Consider the following 16,809-nt stretch of genomic DNA (forward strand, 5'->3'; position numbering starts at 1 on the left):
GACGTAAATATTATGTACCTAAATCTAGAAATAAAATACGTTGGATCTAAGTACGGTATGCCCGGTTTGCCAAAAAATGAGGAGACTAAAAGTATCCGATATTCAGTGGTCGCAAAACGTGTCATTGCTTGAAAAAGTTAGCCATTTTTGGGCTGGGCTTCGTTAAGCAATCGTTTGAGCTCCGATATTTCTAGGGTCAAGGTCGCGATTTTCTTGTCTTTTTCACTTTCAAAATTCGATGAGCTCTGAACGTGAGATTGTTGAGGCTCTGGAACCAAGAATCCGCCATTCGCGAACTTGTTTTTCGCAACCAATTCTTGAGATCCGACCACATGGCGCACACCAAGAACATTGTTCTGAGGTTGATTTTTAGTAACGATACACATGGAGTTGATAAATTCAATAGAATGAATTTCCGATAGAAGACCCTCGGTGTCCACGTCGGCCGGAATGTTGAACTCAGCTAACAGCTGGGATTTATTTATGGGCACTCCCCAATGTTCATAGTTAATGATGTCTGTCAGTGATTTTAAAAAATTCATTGACGAGCTTTTGTTGAACAGCCCACCCTCAAATGATTGCCAGTAGCTGCAGTGGAGGTCTTCAATAATATAAATTCCACCGGTATTCAGTTTAGGAAAAAGCAGGAAGAACGAAGTTATTATGTCGCTGCTGGTGTGCGAACCGTCGTCAATGATGATGTCAAACTCATTTGATATCGCGTCAAGCTGTCGTTGAATGTTCGAATCATTTATGTTGCCGATGAGAAGCTTTATTTTTTCACTTTCGTAGTTAAGTTGCGCACAGTCAGGGTTTATGTCGCAACCCACTATTATTTTGAAGTGAGAGAATAATTTGCTCCAGATTTCAAGTGAGCCTCCATTTTGAATACCTATTTCGAGCAAGCTTACCGCTGAGGTTTCAAGGTTTTTAAATAAACGATCATACGTGTTTAAATAGATATCCCATTTATCAGATACATAGCCCTCATGCCCTGCGTAGATGTCCATTAAAGAGTGTCTGGTTTTCATGAGGACCTCTGTATTTAAAAAGTATTCCTGAAGCTTTTGCATTTACGATGCGCTTTCAGACTCTGGGTGTGTGACGTCGAAGGCACGTTTGCAATTTTCGGAATCCATAAAACGAAAAAAGGCTTTGGTTGACGATTTGTGATTTTTGTACTGCTCTGGGCGAAGCGACTTGATCACTGATTTTATATCAAGGCATTTAGGCCCTGGTATGATTTTCTCGAAAAGGCTGGTAGGTACGTAATGGCCTTTGATAAATTTCTGTGGCATGAAAAATATAGGTGCTCTTTTTTTGTAGTAGGCAAAATCGTAGCCCACGGAGCTGTAATCAGTAATGAGGTATTGTGACGTGTTGAAAATGTGGTTGAACGTAGATGTATCATTGTTGTTCACAAAACGAATGTTGCTACTGTGTGCTCTGAGAATAGCTGCCAGGCACTCTACGTGTTGAGCAGGAATAGAGTTGTGAATGAAATAGTATAGCTCCAGCTTGGGACGGCTCTTGGCGATCGCTTTTACAAGTTCTACAATGGTTGTGACATAATCAGAGCTCAAGAACTCTGCAAGCGTCGCTTCGTAAAGACGTCGCCGCCAGGTGAAAAATATGACCGCAGCGTTAACATCCAGCGGGGCGTCATTGCACCACTTATCCATTCTGGGGTATCCGCCGAGATAGATAGTGTCATGACCAAGAAGCTTAAAGTTTCTTTCTTCATAGGTGGAACAGGCGAAGATTCCATCATTGCGGTTGCCGTTGTAGGACGCTATTTCATAAGAGTCTTTGTCGCCAGCGGAAACGCCGTGCCACATAAGGTAGAGTTTATATTTGAGCGCGCTGATATGTATGTCTTTGAGTCCGGGAAAAATAATGCCGGGAAAGCCAAAGGAGCAGAAAAGAGATTTTGCATTCAAGAAGAGCTCCTTATGCTGGGCTGAGCCTAGAATGGCTAAGTGTTTTTTGATGTGCTCATCCTTTTCACGATCAACCACTTCCTTGCTTGTAATATAAAAACAAGAATCGTCCGACTTCAGCGCGTGTTTAAACGCTTCATAGGCATTGTCGCCTGTCAGTGACGCTCGCTCTGAGTAAAGGCTGTACTTGGCTTGTATTTCGTTGTTAATGATCGAGGCGTACAGGGATTTGTCAGTCTGGCTGTAGTTGTTTGAGAGCATTATTGAAATAATGGATTGTTCTTTGTTTTGCAGGTGTAAAGTGTTTTTTTCGATGCGCGGGTAGAGCCCTGAATTTTTGTGATTTAATAGGTTGTAGCACGGGATATCTCCGTAGACGTATTGTAAGTCTACGGGTTTGCCTCGCTCGCTGAATGTCAATCCAGCATTTTTTTCAATGTGCTTTTTATCGAATTCAAATATGAATAGGTGAAGGCCCTGGGTAAGGTAGCTGTCAGCAAGGCCAGTGTAAGTATCTTTGCCTGCTTCTGTACGGCTCGTAGCGGATGTAGATGTAAACTCCGAATCGTTTGATATTATGAGTTCCAGGTTTACATAGCTGTGTTCGGATACAGTCAGCAGGCTAACCATGTTGCCGGACGTAGCGCAGTCTACAATTCTTAGTTTTTTGTTTTTGATGATTGGAGTGTGAGTATTCTGATTGTCGTTTGAAACAATCTTGTTATCTTTTAGCTGGAATGGAAAATTTTTGGATTTGAATATCCCATTCACAATGCCTGCCCTTTCTGGCGACAAACCAGGCAGCATGCTTTTTTTGATAAATAATGCAGTGTTCAATACGTCCATGCATTCACGGGCTGCAGGGTTCAGTCCCGCAATGGATTTGTACATTGAGTGAGGTGGGTAGCCATGTGAGCTTAATAGCTTGGACATGCCCATTTCATAGTTGATAATGATATCTGTTTTGTGCTCCTCATGTTTTACAGAGTAGATAAAGTCTCGCCAGAACGTGGCATTGAAAACGCTTTTTGCTATAGAGAGAAAGTAGCTCTGTATGTGAGGGGAATACAATGAGTTTCCATGCGACTGGGTATTACGGAAGCCAAAATTGTTAATGGTTGTTCCATAGAACTCAGGATTGCCGTCCTCCTCCCTGCACTTGAAAAAGTCATTAATGTCTCCGCATGGACCAACGACAGAGTCATTGCATATGAGAATTTCATCAGCGTTTTTAAGCAGTCCATTTTCGTCTGCGTACGCGAAAGCTCGTTTGTAAGATCCAAAGTCGTATTCGCGATGGCGCACGAAATGTGCGTGACATACAAGGTGTTCTATCTTCCGGAACTCATCGGGCTGGATGCCGCAATCCCCAATCAATACGATCGCATCACACACGGATCTTACTTTTTCCAACAAGAATATAGTCTCGTCAGGTATTGCTCCGTCACCCATGTAACACGCGAATAAACACACGCGTTTGGTGGCGTGGGAAATATTTGAATTGTTTTCATATGTCAAAAATTTTGCAAGCGGATTGCTCAGGCCGGCTGTTCTGTTCTCTTTCTTTCCGTGGAGTTCAAAGTGCAAAAGCGGCATGACGCCATCTTCTTTGACGTCGGGATAACTCTCTAAGTAAGCATCCGCATCGAAGTGCTCGGATGGATTGCGAAGATTATCTTTGCAGGTAATGTAATCTAAGGCAGAGGCAAGCCTGGAGGTGCTTTTGCCATTGTGGTTTTTTTGATAATAGGCGTCGTCGAAATACGTTGAGTTGTAGATTGCTTCAACAGCATAGGGGATTACATACCTCTTCTCTTGTTTTCCATAGGTCTCATAGTGAAGAAGTGGATTCATATTTATTGTTTTTACATCAGGGTAGGCCGCTAGGTACATATCTCCGCTAAAGCCAAAGGAAGGGGATTTTCCTTGCCGCCATCCGTAGTTAAAATAATGTAATGCAAAATCTATGTTGAGATTTTTCAAGTCTCTGTAGTTGCTTTTGTACCAGGCTTCATCATAGAAATCTGAGTTTCTTATCTTTTCTAAAGCGGCCATGTCCACATCGTTTTTTTCGGCGCTAGCTATTTTAATCGTCGTTGAGCTGGTCGCTGATTCATCAAGGCTTTCATTTTTTTTTGCGCTGTGTTTATTTGTTTTAGGTTTGGTCACAGTATCTTTCTCATAATTTAAATCAAGCTGGGGCGCAACCTGATGGCTACGCCTAAAAGTATTGACTGATGTCTTGAGCTAAGTGCCTATGCGTCGCAACTGCCTGTGTCTTGGCGGCATCGCCAACCCCCCATAAGGCCCACTCAAATAATCCAGGCTCAACGCCGGGTGATAGTACGGATCGCTTTGGCCAGATTGGGACCAGCGTTCGATAAAGCCTTGCTGTTCGCGCTGGCCGCGGGCTCGCTTTTCCGGAGTCTGGTCTTTGCCGCGGCTGGCCGATTCGGCGTGGATGAGTTCGGCGAATGGCGTCCATATGATGTTCAAGCCCTGTTGTCGAATACGCAGGCACAGATCCACGTCATTGAAGGCCACCGGGAAAGCCTTTTCATCCAGGCCTTGCAGCGTACCGAAGACCGATTTGCGCAGCAGCAGGCATGCCGCCGTAACTGCGCTTTGGCGTCTGGTGATCTGATTCATGCCCAGGTAGCCGGGGTCACGTTGTTCCAGGTGGTTGCCAGTGTGCGCGGCCAGTCCATTGACACCGACCACCACGCCGCCGTGCTGCACCATGCGGTTGGGCCACAGCAGTTTGGCTCCCACTGCGCCGACGTTCGGGCGCAGCAGTTGGCTGACCATTTCCTTTAACCAGTCGGCCGCTATGATTTCGATGTCGTTGTTGACCAGCCCGATCAGTTCACCGGAGGCGTGGGTGACGGCGTAATTGTTGATGGCCGAGTAATTGAAAGGGTGAGGGTAGGGCAGAACCTTCACACCGCGCCCAGACAACTGTTGCAGATAAACCAGGGTGTGCGGGTCGCTGGACTGGTTATCGACAACGATGATTTCCAGGTCAGGATAATCAGTCGCGGTCAGCAGGCCTTCGATACAGGTGCGCAGCAACCCGAGTTGGTCGCGGGTTGGAACGATCAGGCTGACGCGGGGCAGGGTGGCCGGCAAGGGCCACTGCGTACGCAACAGCGTCGGGAATTTCGGCAACTGCGTGACGCTGGCACCTGATGCAAGGCTCTCGCTCAGCCAGGCAATCGCTTGCAGGCGTTGCGCAGAAGGTTCGGCTTGCTCCGGGCTGGCGGCTGCTAAATGGCTGCGGTGATAAAGCACGTGCGGCAAATGCGCGACGACGGCCTGGCTGGTCTCGGTGGCCAAGGCGATGGCCGCGCTCAACTGGTGCCAATCAAAAGTTCGCGGGCCATCAGTGGCGGGTATCAGGGCCAGGGCCTTGTCGATGATTGCAGCACTGAAGATCGCCCCGGGGGTGAAGATATCGGCCCCAATAAACAGGTCGATATCCCATACCGGTTTCAACCACGGCAGGCTGCGCTCGCCTTGCGGACCATCGCGATCACAATCTGCATAACCCCACGCGCAGCCATCTTCGAGCAGGGTACTCAGGTGTTCCAGTGCGTGCATTCCCAGATGATCGCCGGCCATCAGCGGGACCACTGCATCGCAGCCGGCTTCAAGTAACTGCTTGAGTGCGGGCAGCAGGTCAGCGGCGCCTGCTTTGACCAACTGATCAGGCGCTGTTCGCTGAGCGTTCAGGCTCGCGAGGCTGATGGCTTCGAGCGTGCTGTCGCCGTCACTGATCAACAGCACACCGGTCCTGCATTGCTGCAGTTGATCGTCTTTTGGCGCAGCAGGACGGAAGCGTTCAAACCACTCGGCGTAATGATGAAAGCCTGCGCTTTTCGGCAGGCGCATTGCCTGGTCCGCTGCAATCCGGGTCAGCAATGTCAGATTTTGCTCGGTGGGCGTGCGCTCATGCTGCTTGAGCAGACCTTCCAGCCCGTCGTGCCAGCAGCACAGGGTTATCGGGCTGCCGGATAGCGTATGGCCGAGGTCATTTTCGATGTCAAGCATATGTGGCTTACCATCGGCCAGTTCCCAGGGCAGATCAAAACTGAAGCCGTGATCGCTGGTGGCGCGATAGACCAGCGCCTGGTGATGAACATTGCACGTAGCCTGGCCCAGTACCCGGCTGCCTTCACGCACAGTGATTTGCACATGCCGCTGCGGTGCAGCCGGGTCCCAAGACCAGCCGCCGAGCCGCAGGCCACCGCTGTGCCAGACCTGAGACGCGATGGGCGCCGGCTCTGCGCTGGGCGTGGTCGGTAATTGCAGGTCGCCCGCAAGCCAGCAGTCACTGTTGGCCACCCGGGCGCTGATGTGCTTTGCATTATCCAGCCAGCCTTGGCGTAGCTGTACACCGAAGCCATGGAATGGATCATCCGCACCGGCACGGGGATGAAACTGGTCGGCCCGCACCAGTGAAACGCAGGCGCCGTCGACGTAGACCTCGACAACCAGGCGTTCATCCACGTGCTGGGTATCGAGCGCCCAGCCTTGCAGCACATCGCCATACAGGCCGGTGATGGCACCATTGAAGCGGGTATTGCCGGGGGGCTGAGCGGTCGGGTCGGAGTTAACCTGTGGGTGTTCTGAGATCATGTCCGACTCAATGAAATAGGCAGTGTGTTGATCGGTAATGCTCCGGCTTCATGGGCGAGCGGCCCTGGCATGGCGTACAGCGGCAGACCCAGTTCGACGGCAAGATCCGCAGCGCGCCAGGATGCACCCGGGCTGCGCTCCAGGCTCAATGCGGCTGTGCATCCGGCAAGCAGAATGCAGTCGGCCTGGCTCAAGCCTTGCGCAATGGGCAATGCATGAATTGCGCCAGTGGCGAGCAAGGGTTTGACCCACGGGCCGTCCTCTGCAACGAGCAAAACCAGAGATTGGTTTTCGTGTGTGATGCGTCTGCCCAGTTCCAGCCACTGTTTGGCGATGTCAGGGTCTGAAAGGCGGTCGGCTATCAGCAAGGTGGTTGGCACAGAATCGTTGTTCGGCAGCGCTTGAGGGGCTGACCGGATCAGAATATCGGCCTGTGGCAGAGCGGCGGCGTAACGCTCGCGCAGGGCCTGCCACGGCAACTCGATGCTCTGCGCCTTGCGTGCGAAATCCGCCGAGTCGAATCGGCTGTCTGGCGTGAGCAACGCGTCATCGCGGCAAACGATTCGGTAAGGTCTATCCAGTTGCTCGGCCAGTGCGCAGAGCGCTTCAGGGCAGTTGGCGAGGTTCTGATAGATCAGTTCGTCCAATGGCAGGCTGCGCAGGTCTTGCAGCAGTTGCTCGGTGTCGGCAGGCAGTTCGTAATCAAGGCTGAATGCCAGCGGCAGCACGTTGGCCTGCAGCGTTGCCTGGGCATGCTGGCCCTTATTGCGCCACGTGAGGCTTAAAGGCGCTTGCGACGCTGTACTGTTGGCGATATGCAGCTGCCTTAATGCCTGTGTCGACAACTGCTCGGTCAGTTGCGCAAGGCGCGCGCGTTGCAGGGCCTGACGCGCGGGCCTGATGGGGTCGCGCAGGCAGAAGTTTTCATAGCGCGATGACGCGTCCGGGTAGCGACGCTTGAGGATGGCGTTATTGTGCGCCACCCGCAGCGCCTTTTCGGCGCCGAATGAAATGCCACCCTGGTGCGCAACGAACACATTGGGCGCGCCCACATGACGCCAACCCAGGCCGCGTGCCCTCAGGCACCAGTCAGTTTCCTCACCATAACCGCGCAGCAGTTCGACTTCGTCCAGATAACCCACACTGTCCAGAGCGCTGCGTTTGATGTACAGGCAAAAGCCGCAGCCGGTTTCGAGCTCCATGGCCGGGCTGCCAGTCAGGCGCGCCAGATCGTCCAGGCGGACCTGTTCTGCTGCGCTGGGCATCGAATGGCTGAAACGGCTTTCAGGAAAACTCATCAGCTCGCCGTTATTGGTGAACGGGGTGACCGATGCGATGGTCTCGTCGGCATAGGCAGTCGTGCGCAGCCGGTCCAGCCAGTCACCCTGCACACGGGTGTCGGCATTCAACCAGACCACATCCTGCCTGGGGCTTAACGCCATCGCGCGGTTCATGCTGCGGATGAAGCCCAGGTTGATGGGGTTCTGCACCAGAGTAATTTTGCCCTTGCCCGCGAGAACCTTGAGGGCTTTGCGCAGCGCGGGGACCGGCGTTGCGTCTTCGATCACCACCAGGCGGTGAGGTGTGCGATTACGTTTGCGCGCCTCCAGCGCACTGTTGATGCACTCAAGGGTTTCTTCCAGGCCGTCGCAAACAGGAATGAGTACATCCACCGGCTGCTTGTCGCCAACCTTCAACGCCGCAGGTGGAGCAACGAAAACCGGCATCGCTGACACTGGGCTGCCCAGCAGCGCGGTGCCGTTATCGAAGCGCACATGCACGGCAGGGGTGGCATTGGGCACCTTGATGCGAATACCGCCGTGAGTCGCAGGCAATCCTGCCGCTGTCAGTAACGGGTGCGGGGCGCTGGCAACCATGCTGATCAAGTGACCGTTGGCTTCCAGTTGCAACGACACAGGCGTCTGCACGTTGTGCACGTCGATGGCCCAGCCGTGGATCTCCTGCACATCAGGCAGGTAACGGACCACGCCCAGCGTCCCTGGCAATCCGGTTTGTGCAGCCAGCAGTTTGAGTACCAAGGCGAGTTCGTTTGCAGCCGTAATATCAGGGAGGTGCGCGAGAATGATGCGGCGCAAGTCTTCGGGTGTTTCCGACAGGCTGCGTGCCTGCCACAGCATCATGCGTAGCGAAGCGTCAGCAGGCAGCTTTTGCCAGGCATTACTCATGTAACGGTTGGCCAGTAACGGCTGACCCTGGGCAATGATGCTGCGCCCGAGGAGGGCGTGAATGTCCGCACGTAAAGGAAACGCGTGCGCGGCGTTGAGCAAATAAATAAAGGCAAGCTTTGGGTCTTGCGGCAGGGCCTCGATACCTTTCCAGACCAGTGCTTCCGGACGGTATTCAGGGGTCTGCAGCGCACACTCGAGTGCCACGGTGGCAAGGTCGTGCTCATCGGCCTGGCGGTGGCGATGAAACATATCCATGAGCGTTTCTCGCCCACGGTCGAGGTGTCTGGACATAAGCTGGCGTGTTCACTTTAAAAATAAAAGAGGGGCGACCCGAAAGTCGCCCCTTTTTGTATACGACCCGGCCTTGCGGCCGGGCGTATTTGTTACAACGACGGGGCTAGTTACACCGCGCCGTGCAGCACGATAACGTTGTCGTTATGTGCTACTGCTTCTACCGAACCAACGATGCCGATAGCGACGTCAGCTTGAGTGCCGCCGTTAGCCAGGATGTCGGTAAAGGTTGCCTTGCCAGCAGTATCAGAAGCACGGCCGGTGGCGGTCAGGTACAGGTTGTCGATGAAATCGCTGTCTGCCTTGAGTGCAGCTTCATCGGAGTTCACGATCGCCTTGGCTACGTCTGCACGAGTAGAGCCGTTGAACAGGTTATTCACCCAGTTATCCAGACCAGCCTGATCAGCATTACGACCCAGTGCAGCGGCGTAAAGATCCTGGACGAACTCAGCGTTTGACTGGTCAAAGCGTTGTGCTTCGGCAGAACCAGCGATGCCTGCAGCTACGTCGCCAAGCGTACCGCCATTAGCCAACAGTGTTTGCCAGGTTTGCAGGCCACCACCATCGGCGCCAGTAGTACGGCCCAGCAACTCGTTATAGAGCGTGTTGATAGGAGCCAAAGTCGAGGTGTTGACGAACTCGTCAGAATTCAAGAACTCGTTGGCTATATCGGTCAGCGAAGTTCCTGCATTGACTTGGTTAGCGAAGTTCTGAGCGCCGCCCAGATCCGCATCGCGACCGAGCAGCCCGTCATACAGACGCAGGGCTGAAGCTTCAGCTTCGCTTTGTGCCAATACGACCGTTTCAGTGCCAGCGGTGCCTACGAAGGTCAGGAACTCAGCGCCAGTAATCGCTGCAGTTTGCGCGCCGGTCAGGTTGACGTTGAAGTTGTTGCCAGTAACGAAGGTGTAGTCAGCAACCGAACCGTCCAGCTGTACAACGTCGTAGCCTGCGCCAGCGTTGACAACGTCTGCATGGTTGGTGCCACTCAGAACAATGGTGTCGTTGCCGCTACCAGTGATCACGTTGTTGTTGCCAGCACCAGCGATAACAGTGTTGTTACCGTTGCCAGTGATGATGGTGTCGTTGCCAGCACCAGCGTCGATGAAGTTGTTCTGATCGCCACTGACGATGATCAGGTCATCGCCCGTACCAGTGGTCAGCACGAACTGAGTGATAGCGGAAGCATCAGCCGAAACAGCGATGCGAGCCTGCGAGGAAACATCGGCAGCGGCGTCGGTAGCAACGGTTGGAGTGATGTTGACGTGCAGGTTGGCCTGGCTGTCCAGAATGATTGCTTTGGCAGCAGCCACATCGGGAGTCACGTTCAGGGAGACCAGATCGCCAAGCGCACCCGCGATGGTGCCAGTGATCACGTCGGTAGTACCGGTTTGGCCAGTAGGAATCTCAAGAGCATTTACACCATCCCAGCTAGCCAGGTTTACGGTGGAAGCGCTGTCCAGAGCCAGCAGAGTGCTGATTGCGGCAGTGGTGCTGTCGGTCAGGCTGGTAGCGGTCAAGAACGAGCTGAACTCGGTTGCTGTTACCGGGGCATCATATTGCATGGGAAATTCCTGTTACTTCAGGCCATCTGGCCTGTGCTGCTAATTTTCTGCGTCAATGCAGAGTTTTCCCACGGAGACTTATAGCGGGCAGCGTTCATCTTCGTAGCGGGTGCGATGCAAATGTGTAACGCCACCAGGGGCTCTGTGCCGGTGGGGCCGTACATCATCTGGTTGGCGACAATGACCTGCGGCGCAGCGCCGCGAAAGACAAGGTGGCCAGACAATTCGTAAAAATGCCGATCGGGTCCGACCAGGCTGAAACCTGCTGAAACCAGAGGCAAAGACTTGCCACGGGTACCGGTGAAGGCTCCCGTAGCGACATTAGGGCTAGGGCCGGAGCCGGCGACAGTGGAGGTGTAAACCAGGTCCACGCCTGCCGGCTTGTCGTCCCACAGGATGGAAAACCCTTCAAGGCGCCGGGTGCCGTCAGGTTCACCGGTCCAGCCTTCCGTAGACATCACATCACCTTCGCCTTGCAGATGCGCGACCAGCTTCAGCGCAACGGGCGTGAGAGTCGACGAGATTGCCGCGCTCGGTTCGGCAGTCGCAGCGATCGTTAAATTGCGCATGATGGCGGTGGAGGTGTCGATTCGGTCGATGCGCAAGTCGATAGGGTCGATGACTGCGTCGAACATATGGTATTCGGTGATCAGAACCGTGGTGATGCCGCCCTTGACGCGAGCAACGATGGTATCGCCCAACCGGGTCAGCATGTTCTTACTGACACCTTCGGCTGGAAAGAAATCGATGGAGCCTTTACCAAGGGGGGCTTGCTGCAGTGCGATGCACACAGGTTTGTCTACGGGTGGCTGCGAGGCATAACGGAATATGTACATTCCTGGCTCGAGCAGCGTCACGCGAGAGCTGATCTTCAATCCATCAAGTTCTGGAGACTGCACCCAACAAGATTCCTTCTTATCCTGAGCGGCTATGCCGTTAGTCCATTAAAGGGCTGTAACACACTACTCGGGTACTGCTACCTATGGTCGATGGCTGTGTTGGCCAGACTGCGAGACTAGTCCATTTGTAGGAAAAGTCAATTCTAATAAGTTCGATTTTAGGCGTATTCTGTAGGAATTTTCCGATTGGTCAATTTCCCTCTAGAACGTACTTCTCAGGCCTTTGGGTGGCAGAGTGCCATAAATCTTTTTGGTCTTTGCTTATGCGTGTTTAATTGATACAAGATGTTTCGTAGTTGGTTGATCAAATGTGAGTGGGGCCTGTCGCGTCAGCGGTGCCAATCAAGATCGCTTCTGAGTAATGTCGAAGTTCTATGTAATGTGGAAGTTCTATGGCTGCGCTGTTTAGGTGCGTTAATCGTTTCAGCAAAAAAAAGGGCGCACCGCGTCGGTGCGTTTGTATGCCGTTCATCTGTAACTCAGCGACGCTTTTGAGGCATTGCCGCTCAAGCTGCCTTTTCTGTATTGCGCTCCTTCATATATTGCACTTTTTAAAAAGTTGAACTTTAAGCCGTTACGTGAATACTCGGCAGTTCAGCTTCCGTCACCGTTTTCCCCTTGGATGCATAAAAAGTATTCACCTGCACGCGTTCATATTTGCGTGTTTTGATCGTGCTTTGATGCTGTGGTGGGCCAAAAGCAGGTGCTACACTGCCGCGCGTTTACCGATTTCTCATCAGTACGGATTCTATGAGTCGTTCACACGAAAATAATTTGCAGGTAGCCCTTAAGGCTTGCAAAGGCAGCTTTATCTCAGTCGGTTTCTTCAGTCTGTTCGTAAACGCCTTGATGCTGGTCCCCACCCTTTACATGATCCAGGTCTCTGGGCGGGTGGTGCCCAGTAGCAGCACTCCAACACTGATCATGCTTACCCTGATCATGACTGTTCTGATGATCACCATGGGCTCGCTGGAGTGGGTCCGATCCAGAATCATGGTCCGTATCAGCAACAAACTCGACGTTTTGCTAAGTCGCGACGTCTACCAAGCCAGTTTCAGGAAAGCGTTGAGAAGTGGCGGCATGGATGCGTCGGCCCAATCACTCAATGACCTGACTTCACTGCGTCAATTTCTCACGGGCAATGGCCTGTTCGCATTTTTTGACGCACCTTGGCTGCCGATTTACACCGCGGTCATGTTCATATTCCACCCCTGGTTTGGCTGGATGACGGTGGGTTCTGCCATCGTTCTGGTGGTATTGGCTTACTTGAACCACCGTTTTACTGGCAAGGCACTGACCGAGGCTAACCAGCAAAGCCTGACTGCAAACCTTCTGACTACCAAAAACCTGCGCAATGCAGAAGTCATCGAGTCGATGGGCATGCTTGACACCTTGATGGCCCGTTGGGGCAAGCGGCAGCGCAGGGTCCTGGTTCTGCAGTCTGATGCCAGTGACAAAAGCGGGACGATCAGCTCTATTTCAAGAACCTTCAGAAACTGGGCGCAATCAATCATGCTGGCGCTGGGGGCTTATCTGGTGATTACTCATCAGATCAATCCGGGCTTAATGATGGCCGGCTCGCTTTTGTTGGGGCGCGCTCTTTCGCCCGTTGACCAGATAATCAATACCTGGAAAGGTTTTGTTGCTGCCCGCGTGCAGTACAACCGTCTGAACGAGACGCTTGAAAAGCTGCATAACGAGCCGGATCGCATGGCTTTGCCTGATCCCGAAGGGCATATTCAGGTCGAAAACCTGGTAGTCACACCGCCGGGTGGCAAGAACCCGGTTATTCGCAACATCAGTTTCGTAACGCCGGCTGGCACCATTGTGGGTATTGTCGGGCCGAGCGCAGCAGGCAAATCGACCCTGGTAAGAGCCCTGTTGGGCATCTGGCCAGCGCAACACGGTACAGTGCGTCTGGACGGTGCCGACATCAGTGCCTGGGATAAACAGAAGCTTGGCCCGCACTTGGGCTATCTGCCACAGGACATCGAACTGTTCGAGGGCAGCATCAGCGATAACATCGCTCGATTTGCCAAGGTCGACCCCGATAAAGTCGTTCTGGCGGCGCGCACCGCGGGCGTGCATGAAATGATCCTGCAGTTGCCTGACGGCTACGACACCGTGATCGGCAGTGATGGCGTCAACCTGTCCGGTGGACAGCGGCAACGCATCGGTCTGGCCAGGGCTATTTACGGCAGCCCGCGGTTGATTGTGCTGGATGAACCCAACTCCAATCTCGATGAAGTCGGCGAGCGCGCTCTGAGCGTGGCGCTGCAACTGATAAAGGAGTCAGGTGCCACGGTATTCATCGTCTCTCACCGTCCCAATATTCTGTCGCGGCTTGACCGGGTAATGGTCATGAACGCCGGCACCATCACTTTGTACGGCGCGCGTGATCAGGTCATTGCCGAGCTGGCACAGCAACAGGCGAAGGCGCAGCAGGCTCAGCAGCGGGTGGCTCCGGCAGCCACCGGTGTTGCACCGGCGCAACCTGCGCAACCTGGCGCGTGAAAGGAATTCATGAATGAGCATTAAGACAATATCCACGCTCGAGGCGGATGCAGATGACATGCCCACCTCTGATCGCGGGGTTCGCCGGATCGGTGTGGCGATCGTACTGGTTACCTTCGGTCTGTTCGGCACCTGGGCGGCATTCGCTCCACTGGGCAGTGCGGTGTACGGCTCAGGTGTGGTGATGGTGCAGAGTTATCGCAAGACGGTTCAGCATCTTGAAGGCGGTATCGTCAAGGAGCTGCTTGTCCGTGATGGGGACACCGTTCAAAAGGGTGATCCGCTGATCGTGCTGGACGACTCGCAATTGCGCTCTCAATACGAGTCGACCCGCAACCAGCTGATTTCCACCCAGGCCAGGGAGGCACGACTGCGCGCGGAGCGCGACGAGCTGCCCTCGATTCCGCCACTGACCATCAGTGGTACGGACAGCGTGCGCGCCAAAGAAGCCATAGCAGGCGAGCAACAGGTATTCAGCACCCGGAAAAATTCCCGCCTGACCGAGATATCGGTACAACGCGAACGCATCGGGCAATTGAAGCAGCAGATAAGTGGTCTGCGAGACATGATCCGCACCAAGATCAGCCTTGAAAAATCCTACAGCAGTGAGATCACCGAGCTGAAGGATCTGCTGTCCCAGGGCTTTGTCGACAAGCAGCGCTTGCTTGAGCAGGAGCGCAAGCTGGACATGCTCAAGTCCGAAGTGGCTGATCACGAGTCAACGATCACCAAGACTCAGCTACAGATCAGTGAGACCGAGCTGCAGATCATTCAGTTGAACAAGAACTTCAGCTCTGACGTGGCGAAAGAGTTGAGCGATGTGCAGGCCAAGGTATTCGATTTGCAGGAGACTGCTACCGCGCTGCAGGACCGTCTGTCTCGCGTGGTCATTCGGGCTCCTGAGGACGGTATGGTTCTGGACATGAAAGTTCATACGGTGGGCGGCGTAGTCAGCGCCGGTACGCCATTGCTGGATATCGTGCCGGAATCTTCCGAGCTGGTCGTTGAGGCTCATGTCGCTATCACGGACATTGACCGGATTTCCATCGGCAAGCTGACAGACGTTCGCTTCAGTGCCTTCAACAGTGCCACCACTCCTGTCATCGAGGGGGAGGTGACGCGCATCTCCGCTGACCGTTTGAAAGACGATGCCGGTGAGCCGTATTACCTGGTTCGGGTAAAACTGACCGAGAAAGGCATGAAGCGTCTTGGCGACCGCAAGTTGCAGCCGGGCATGCCCGCTGAAGTGCTGATCAATGCTGGTGAACGGACCATGCTTCAATACCTGTTGAAGCCGGCGTCCAATGTGTTTATCAAATCGATGATCGAGGAATGACCGTGCTGCGCTTCGTTCCTGTGTTCCTTTCCCTCGGGTTGGCCAGCATTCAGGTCCATGCAGACCCCACGCAGCCCGCTACACCCCAGGTGACCAGCGCTTCGGCATACTCCGTGGATCTGATGAAGCTGTATCGCGAGGCTCGTCTGGAAGACCCGCGCATGCTGTCTGCCTACCTGCGTGCCCAGTCTGCAGTCGACAGTGAGCGCGATGCGCTCGGCGGTCTGTTGCCGCAGGTGAGTGCAAACGGCAGTTACAACCGGATCCTGCGCAAGGACGACACGCAGCGCGAGATCTATAACAACTCCAGTTATTCGCTCAACCTGACCCAGTACCTGTACAACAAGCAGGCCTGGGAAACCTACCAGAAGGCCAAGAGCACGACGGAGCAGAAGGGGCATCAGGCCGAAGATGCCCAGGCTGAGGCCACGGTGGACCTGGCCAAACGGTATTTCCAGGCGCTGTCTGCCGACGATGAACTCGAGCTGATCATGGCCGAGCGCCGGGCGACGCAAAAGAGCCTGGATCGGGTCAGTGCGATGTACGAAAAAAAGATGGCCGTGGTCACTGATCTGCTGGATCTGAAGGCGCGTGTCGATTTGCTGGCCGCCCAAGAGGTTGATGCCCGCAACCAGATCAGGCTCAGCCGTGCTGCGCTCTCTGAAATTGTCGGCCGGCCGATCACTGAGCCGCTTAGCCGCATCAGAAACGACATTGCGCTGCCGGTGCCGTCCAAATCGATGGACACTTGGGTGGCCCAGGCCATCGACAGCAACCCGCTGCTCAAGGCACGTGAAAGCAGCCTCGACGTCGCCAACGCGGCCGTACGTGAAGGCAAGGGCGGGCATTATCCGACCCTGACCTTTACTCTGGGTGCCCAGCAAAGTGACGTGGGCTATGACAACACCCTGTCACCGCGCAGCGACAGCTATGTGGCGACGATCGGTGTGCGCGTGCCGATTTACAGCGGCGGCTCGACCTCTGCGCGGGTTCGTGGCCTGTACAACGAGCAACTGGCCACCGAGCAGGATGTGGAAAGCGTGCGCCGTCAGGTGGTCAAGGAAACCACCAACGCCTACCTGACGGCGTTTTCCAGTGTCGAGAAGATCCGCGCCAACAAGAATGCGCTGGCATCGTCAGAGCAATCGAGCATTGCGGCGCAAAAAGCCTTTTCTTATGGTGTCGTTAACGCGGTCGATGTGCTGACCAGCGTGCAGAACGAGTTCAAGGCGCGGCGTGACCTGCTCAAGGCGCAATACGACTTCATCACCAACCTGTTCATCCTCAATCGATGGGCAGGCCGCCCGCCACAGGAGAGCGTCGACAGCGTCAATGTCTGGCTGGGTGGTACCAATCCGGCAGTCGAGAAGGCTGCGGACTCAGCCTTGAAAAAGACGCCCTGATCGCACCTGCGGCGCGCTTCAAGGCTTGTGCCTG

General features: G+C 54.0%; 9 protein-coding genes. 3 read left to right on the forward strand and 6 right to left on the reverse strand.

The window, feature by feature from the left end; all coding sequences use genetic code 11:
* Positions 1-137: 137 nt before the first annotated feature.
* From PCPL58_RS06785 to PCPL58_RS06810, 6 genes are all read right to left on the reverse strand, one after another.
* The gene (locus PCPL58_RS06785; RefSeq protein WP_024650062.1) at positions 138-1,031 is read right to left on the reverse strand and encodes a class I SAM-dependent methyltransferase; all 894 of its coding nucleotides are present in this window, start codon (positions 1,029-1,031) and stop codon (positions 138-140) included.
* 42 nt (positions 1,032-1,073) lie between these two features.
* Complete coding sequence (locus tag PCPL58_RS06790; protein WP_157893892.1) at positions 1,074-4,109, reverse strand: rhamnan synthesis F family protein; 3,036 nt, start codon at positions 4,107-4,109, stop codon at positions 1,074-1,076.
* Positions 4,110-4,187: 78 nt separating this feature from the next.
* Positions 4,188-6,578 carry a glycosyltransferase family 2 protein gene (locus PCPL58_RS06795; RefSeq protein WP_065349095.1) on the reverse strand — a complete coding sequence of 797 codons (2,391 nt, stop codon included), beginning with the start codon at positions 6,576-6,578 and terminating at the stop codon, positions 4,188-4,190.
* Complete coding sequence (locus PCPL58_RS06800) at positions 6,575-9,022, reverse strand: glycosyltransferase family 2 protein (RefSeq protein WP_065349096.1); 2,448 nt, start codon at positions 9,020-9,022, stop codon at positions 6,575-6,577. Before PCPL58_RS06800 ends, PCPL58_RS06795 begins: the two co-directional genes overlap by 4 nt.
* A 146-nt stretch (positions 9,023-9,168) precedes the next feature.
* Positions 9,169-10,623, reverse strand: a complete 1,455-nt coding sequence (locus PCPL58_RS06805) for a DUF4214 domain-containing protein (RefSeq protein WP_024650066.1) — start codon at positions 10,621-10,623, stop codon at positions 9,169-9,171.
* Positions 10,624-10,640: 17 nt separating this feature from the next.
* On the reverse strand, positions 10,641-11,459 hold the full coding sequence (locus PCPL58_RS06810) for a hypothetical protein (protein WP_065351011.1): 819 nt from the start codon (positions 11,457-11,459) through the stop codon (positions 10,641-10,643).
* An 813-nt stretch (positions 11,460-12,272) separates the two neighbouring features.
* Here PCPL58_RS06810 and PCPL58_RS06815 point away from each other — a divergent pair.
* The 3 genes from PCPL58_RS06815 to PCPL58_RS06825 are packed head-to-tail and all read left to right on the forward strand — an operon-like array spanning position 12,273 to position 16,775.
* Entirely contained in the window at positions 12,273-14,036 is a 1,764-nt protein-coding gene (locus PCPL58_RS06815; RefSeq protein ID WP_029572108.1) for a type I secretion system permease/ATPase, read from the forward strand.
* 13 nt (positions 14,037-14,049) lie between these two features.
* Complete coding sequence (locus PCPL58_RS06820; RefSeq protein WP_065349097.1) at positions 14,050-15,372, forward strand: HlyD family type I secretion periplasmic adaptor subunit; 1,323 nt, start codon at positions 14,050-14,052, stop codon at positions 15,370-15,372.
* Positions 15,369-16,775, forward strand: coding sequence for a TolC family outer membrane protein (locus PCPL58_RS06825; protein WP_065349098.1), 1,407 nt, complete (start codon positions 15,369-15,371; stop codon positions 16,773-16,775). The genes PCPL58_RS06820 and PCPL58_RS06825 overlap by 4 nt, the downstream gene beginning before the upstream one ends.
* The last annotated feature ends 34 nt before the right edge of the window (positions 16,776-16,809 follow it).

Origin of the sequence: Pseudomonas cerasi, from assembly GCF_900074915.1 — a bacterium.
GTDB classification, from domain to species: Bacteria; Pseudomonadota; Gammaproteobacteria; order Pseudomonadales; family Pseudomonadaceae; genus Aquipseudomonas; species Aquipseudomonas cerasi.

Bases quoted from the DNA above. Each gene is read 5' to 3' on its own strand.
- PCPL58_RS06785 (WP_024650062.1), bottom strand. From the start codon at position 1,031: ATGAAAACCAGACACTCTTTAATGGACATCTACGCAGGGCATGAGGGC.
- PCPL58_RS06795 (WP_065349095.1), bottom strand. From the start codon at position 6,578: ATGATCTCAGAACACCCACAGGTTAACTCCGACCCGACCGCTCAGCCC.
- PCPL58_RS06800 (WP_065349096.1), bottom strand. From the start codon at position 9,022: ATGGATATGTTTCATCGCCACCGCCAGGCCGATGAGCACGACCTTGCC.
- PCPL58_RS06805 (WP_024650066.1), bottom strand. From the start codon at position 10,623: ATGCAATATGATGCCCCGGTAACAGCAACCGAGTTCAGCTCGTTCTTG.
- PCPL58_RS06810 (WP_065351011.1), bottom strand. From the start codon at position 11,459: ATGTACATATTCCGTTATGCCTCGCAGCCACCCGTAGACAAACCTGTG.
- PCPL58_RS06815 (WP_029572108.1), top strand. From the start codon at position 12,273: ATGAGTCGTTCACACGAAAATAATTTGCAGGTAGCCCTTAAGGCTTGC.
- PCPL58_RS06820 (WP_065349097.1), top strand. From the start codon at position 14,050: ATGAGCATTAAGACAATATCCACGCTCGAGGCGGATGCAGATGACATG.
- PCPL58_RS06825 (WP_065349098.1), top strand. From the start codon at position 15,369: ATGACCGTGCTGCGCTTCGTTCCTGTGTTCCTTTCCCTCGGGTTGGCC.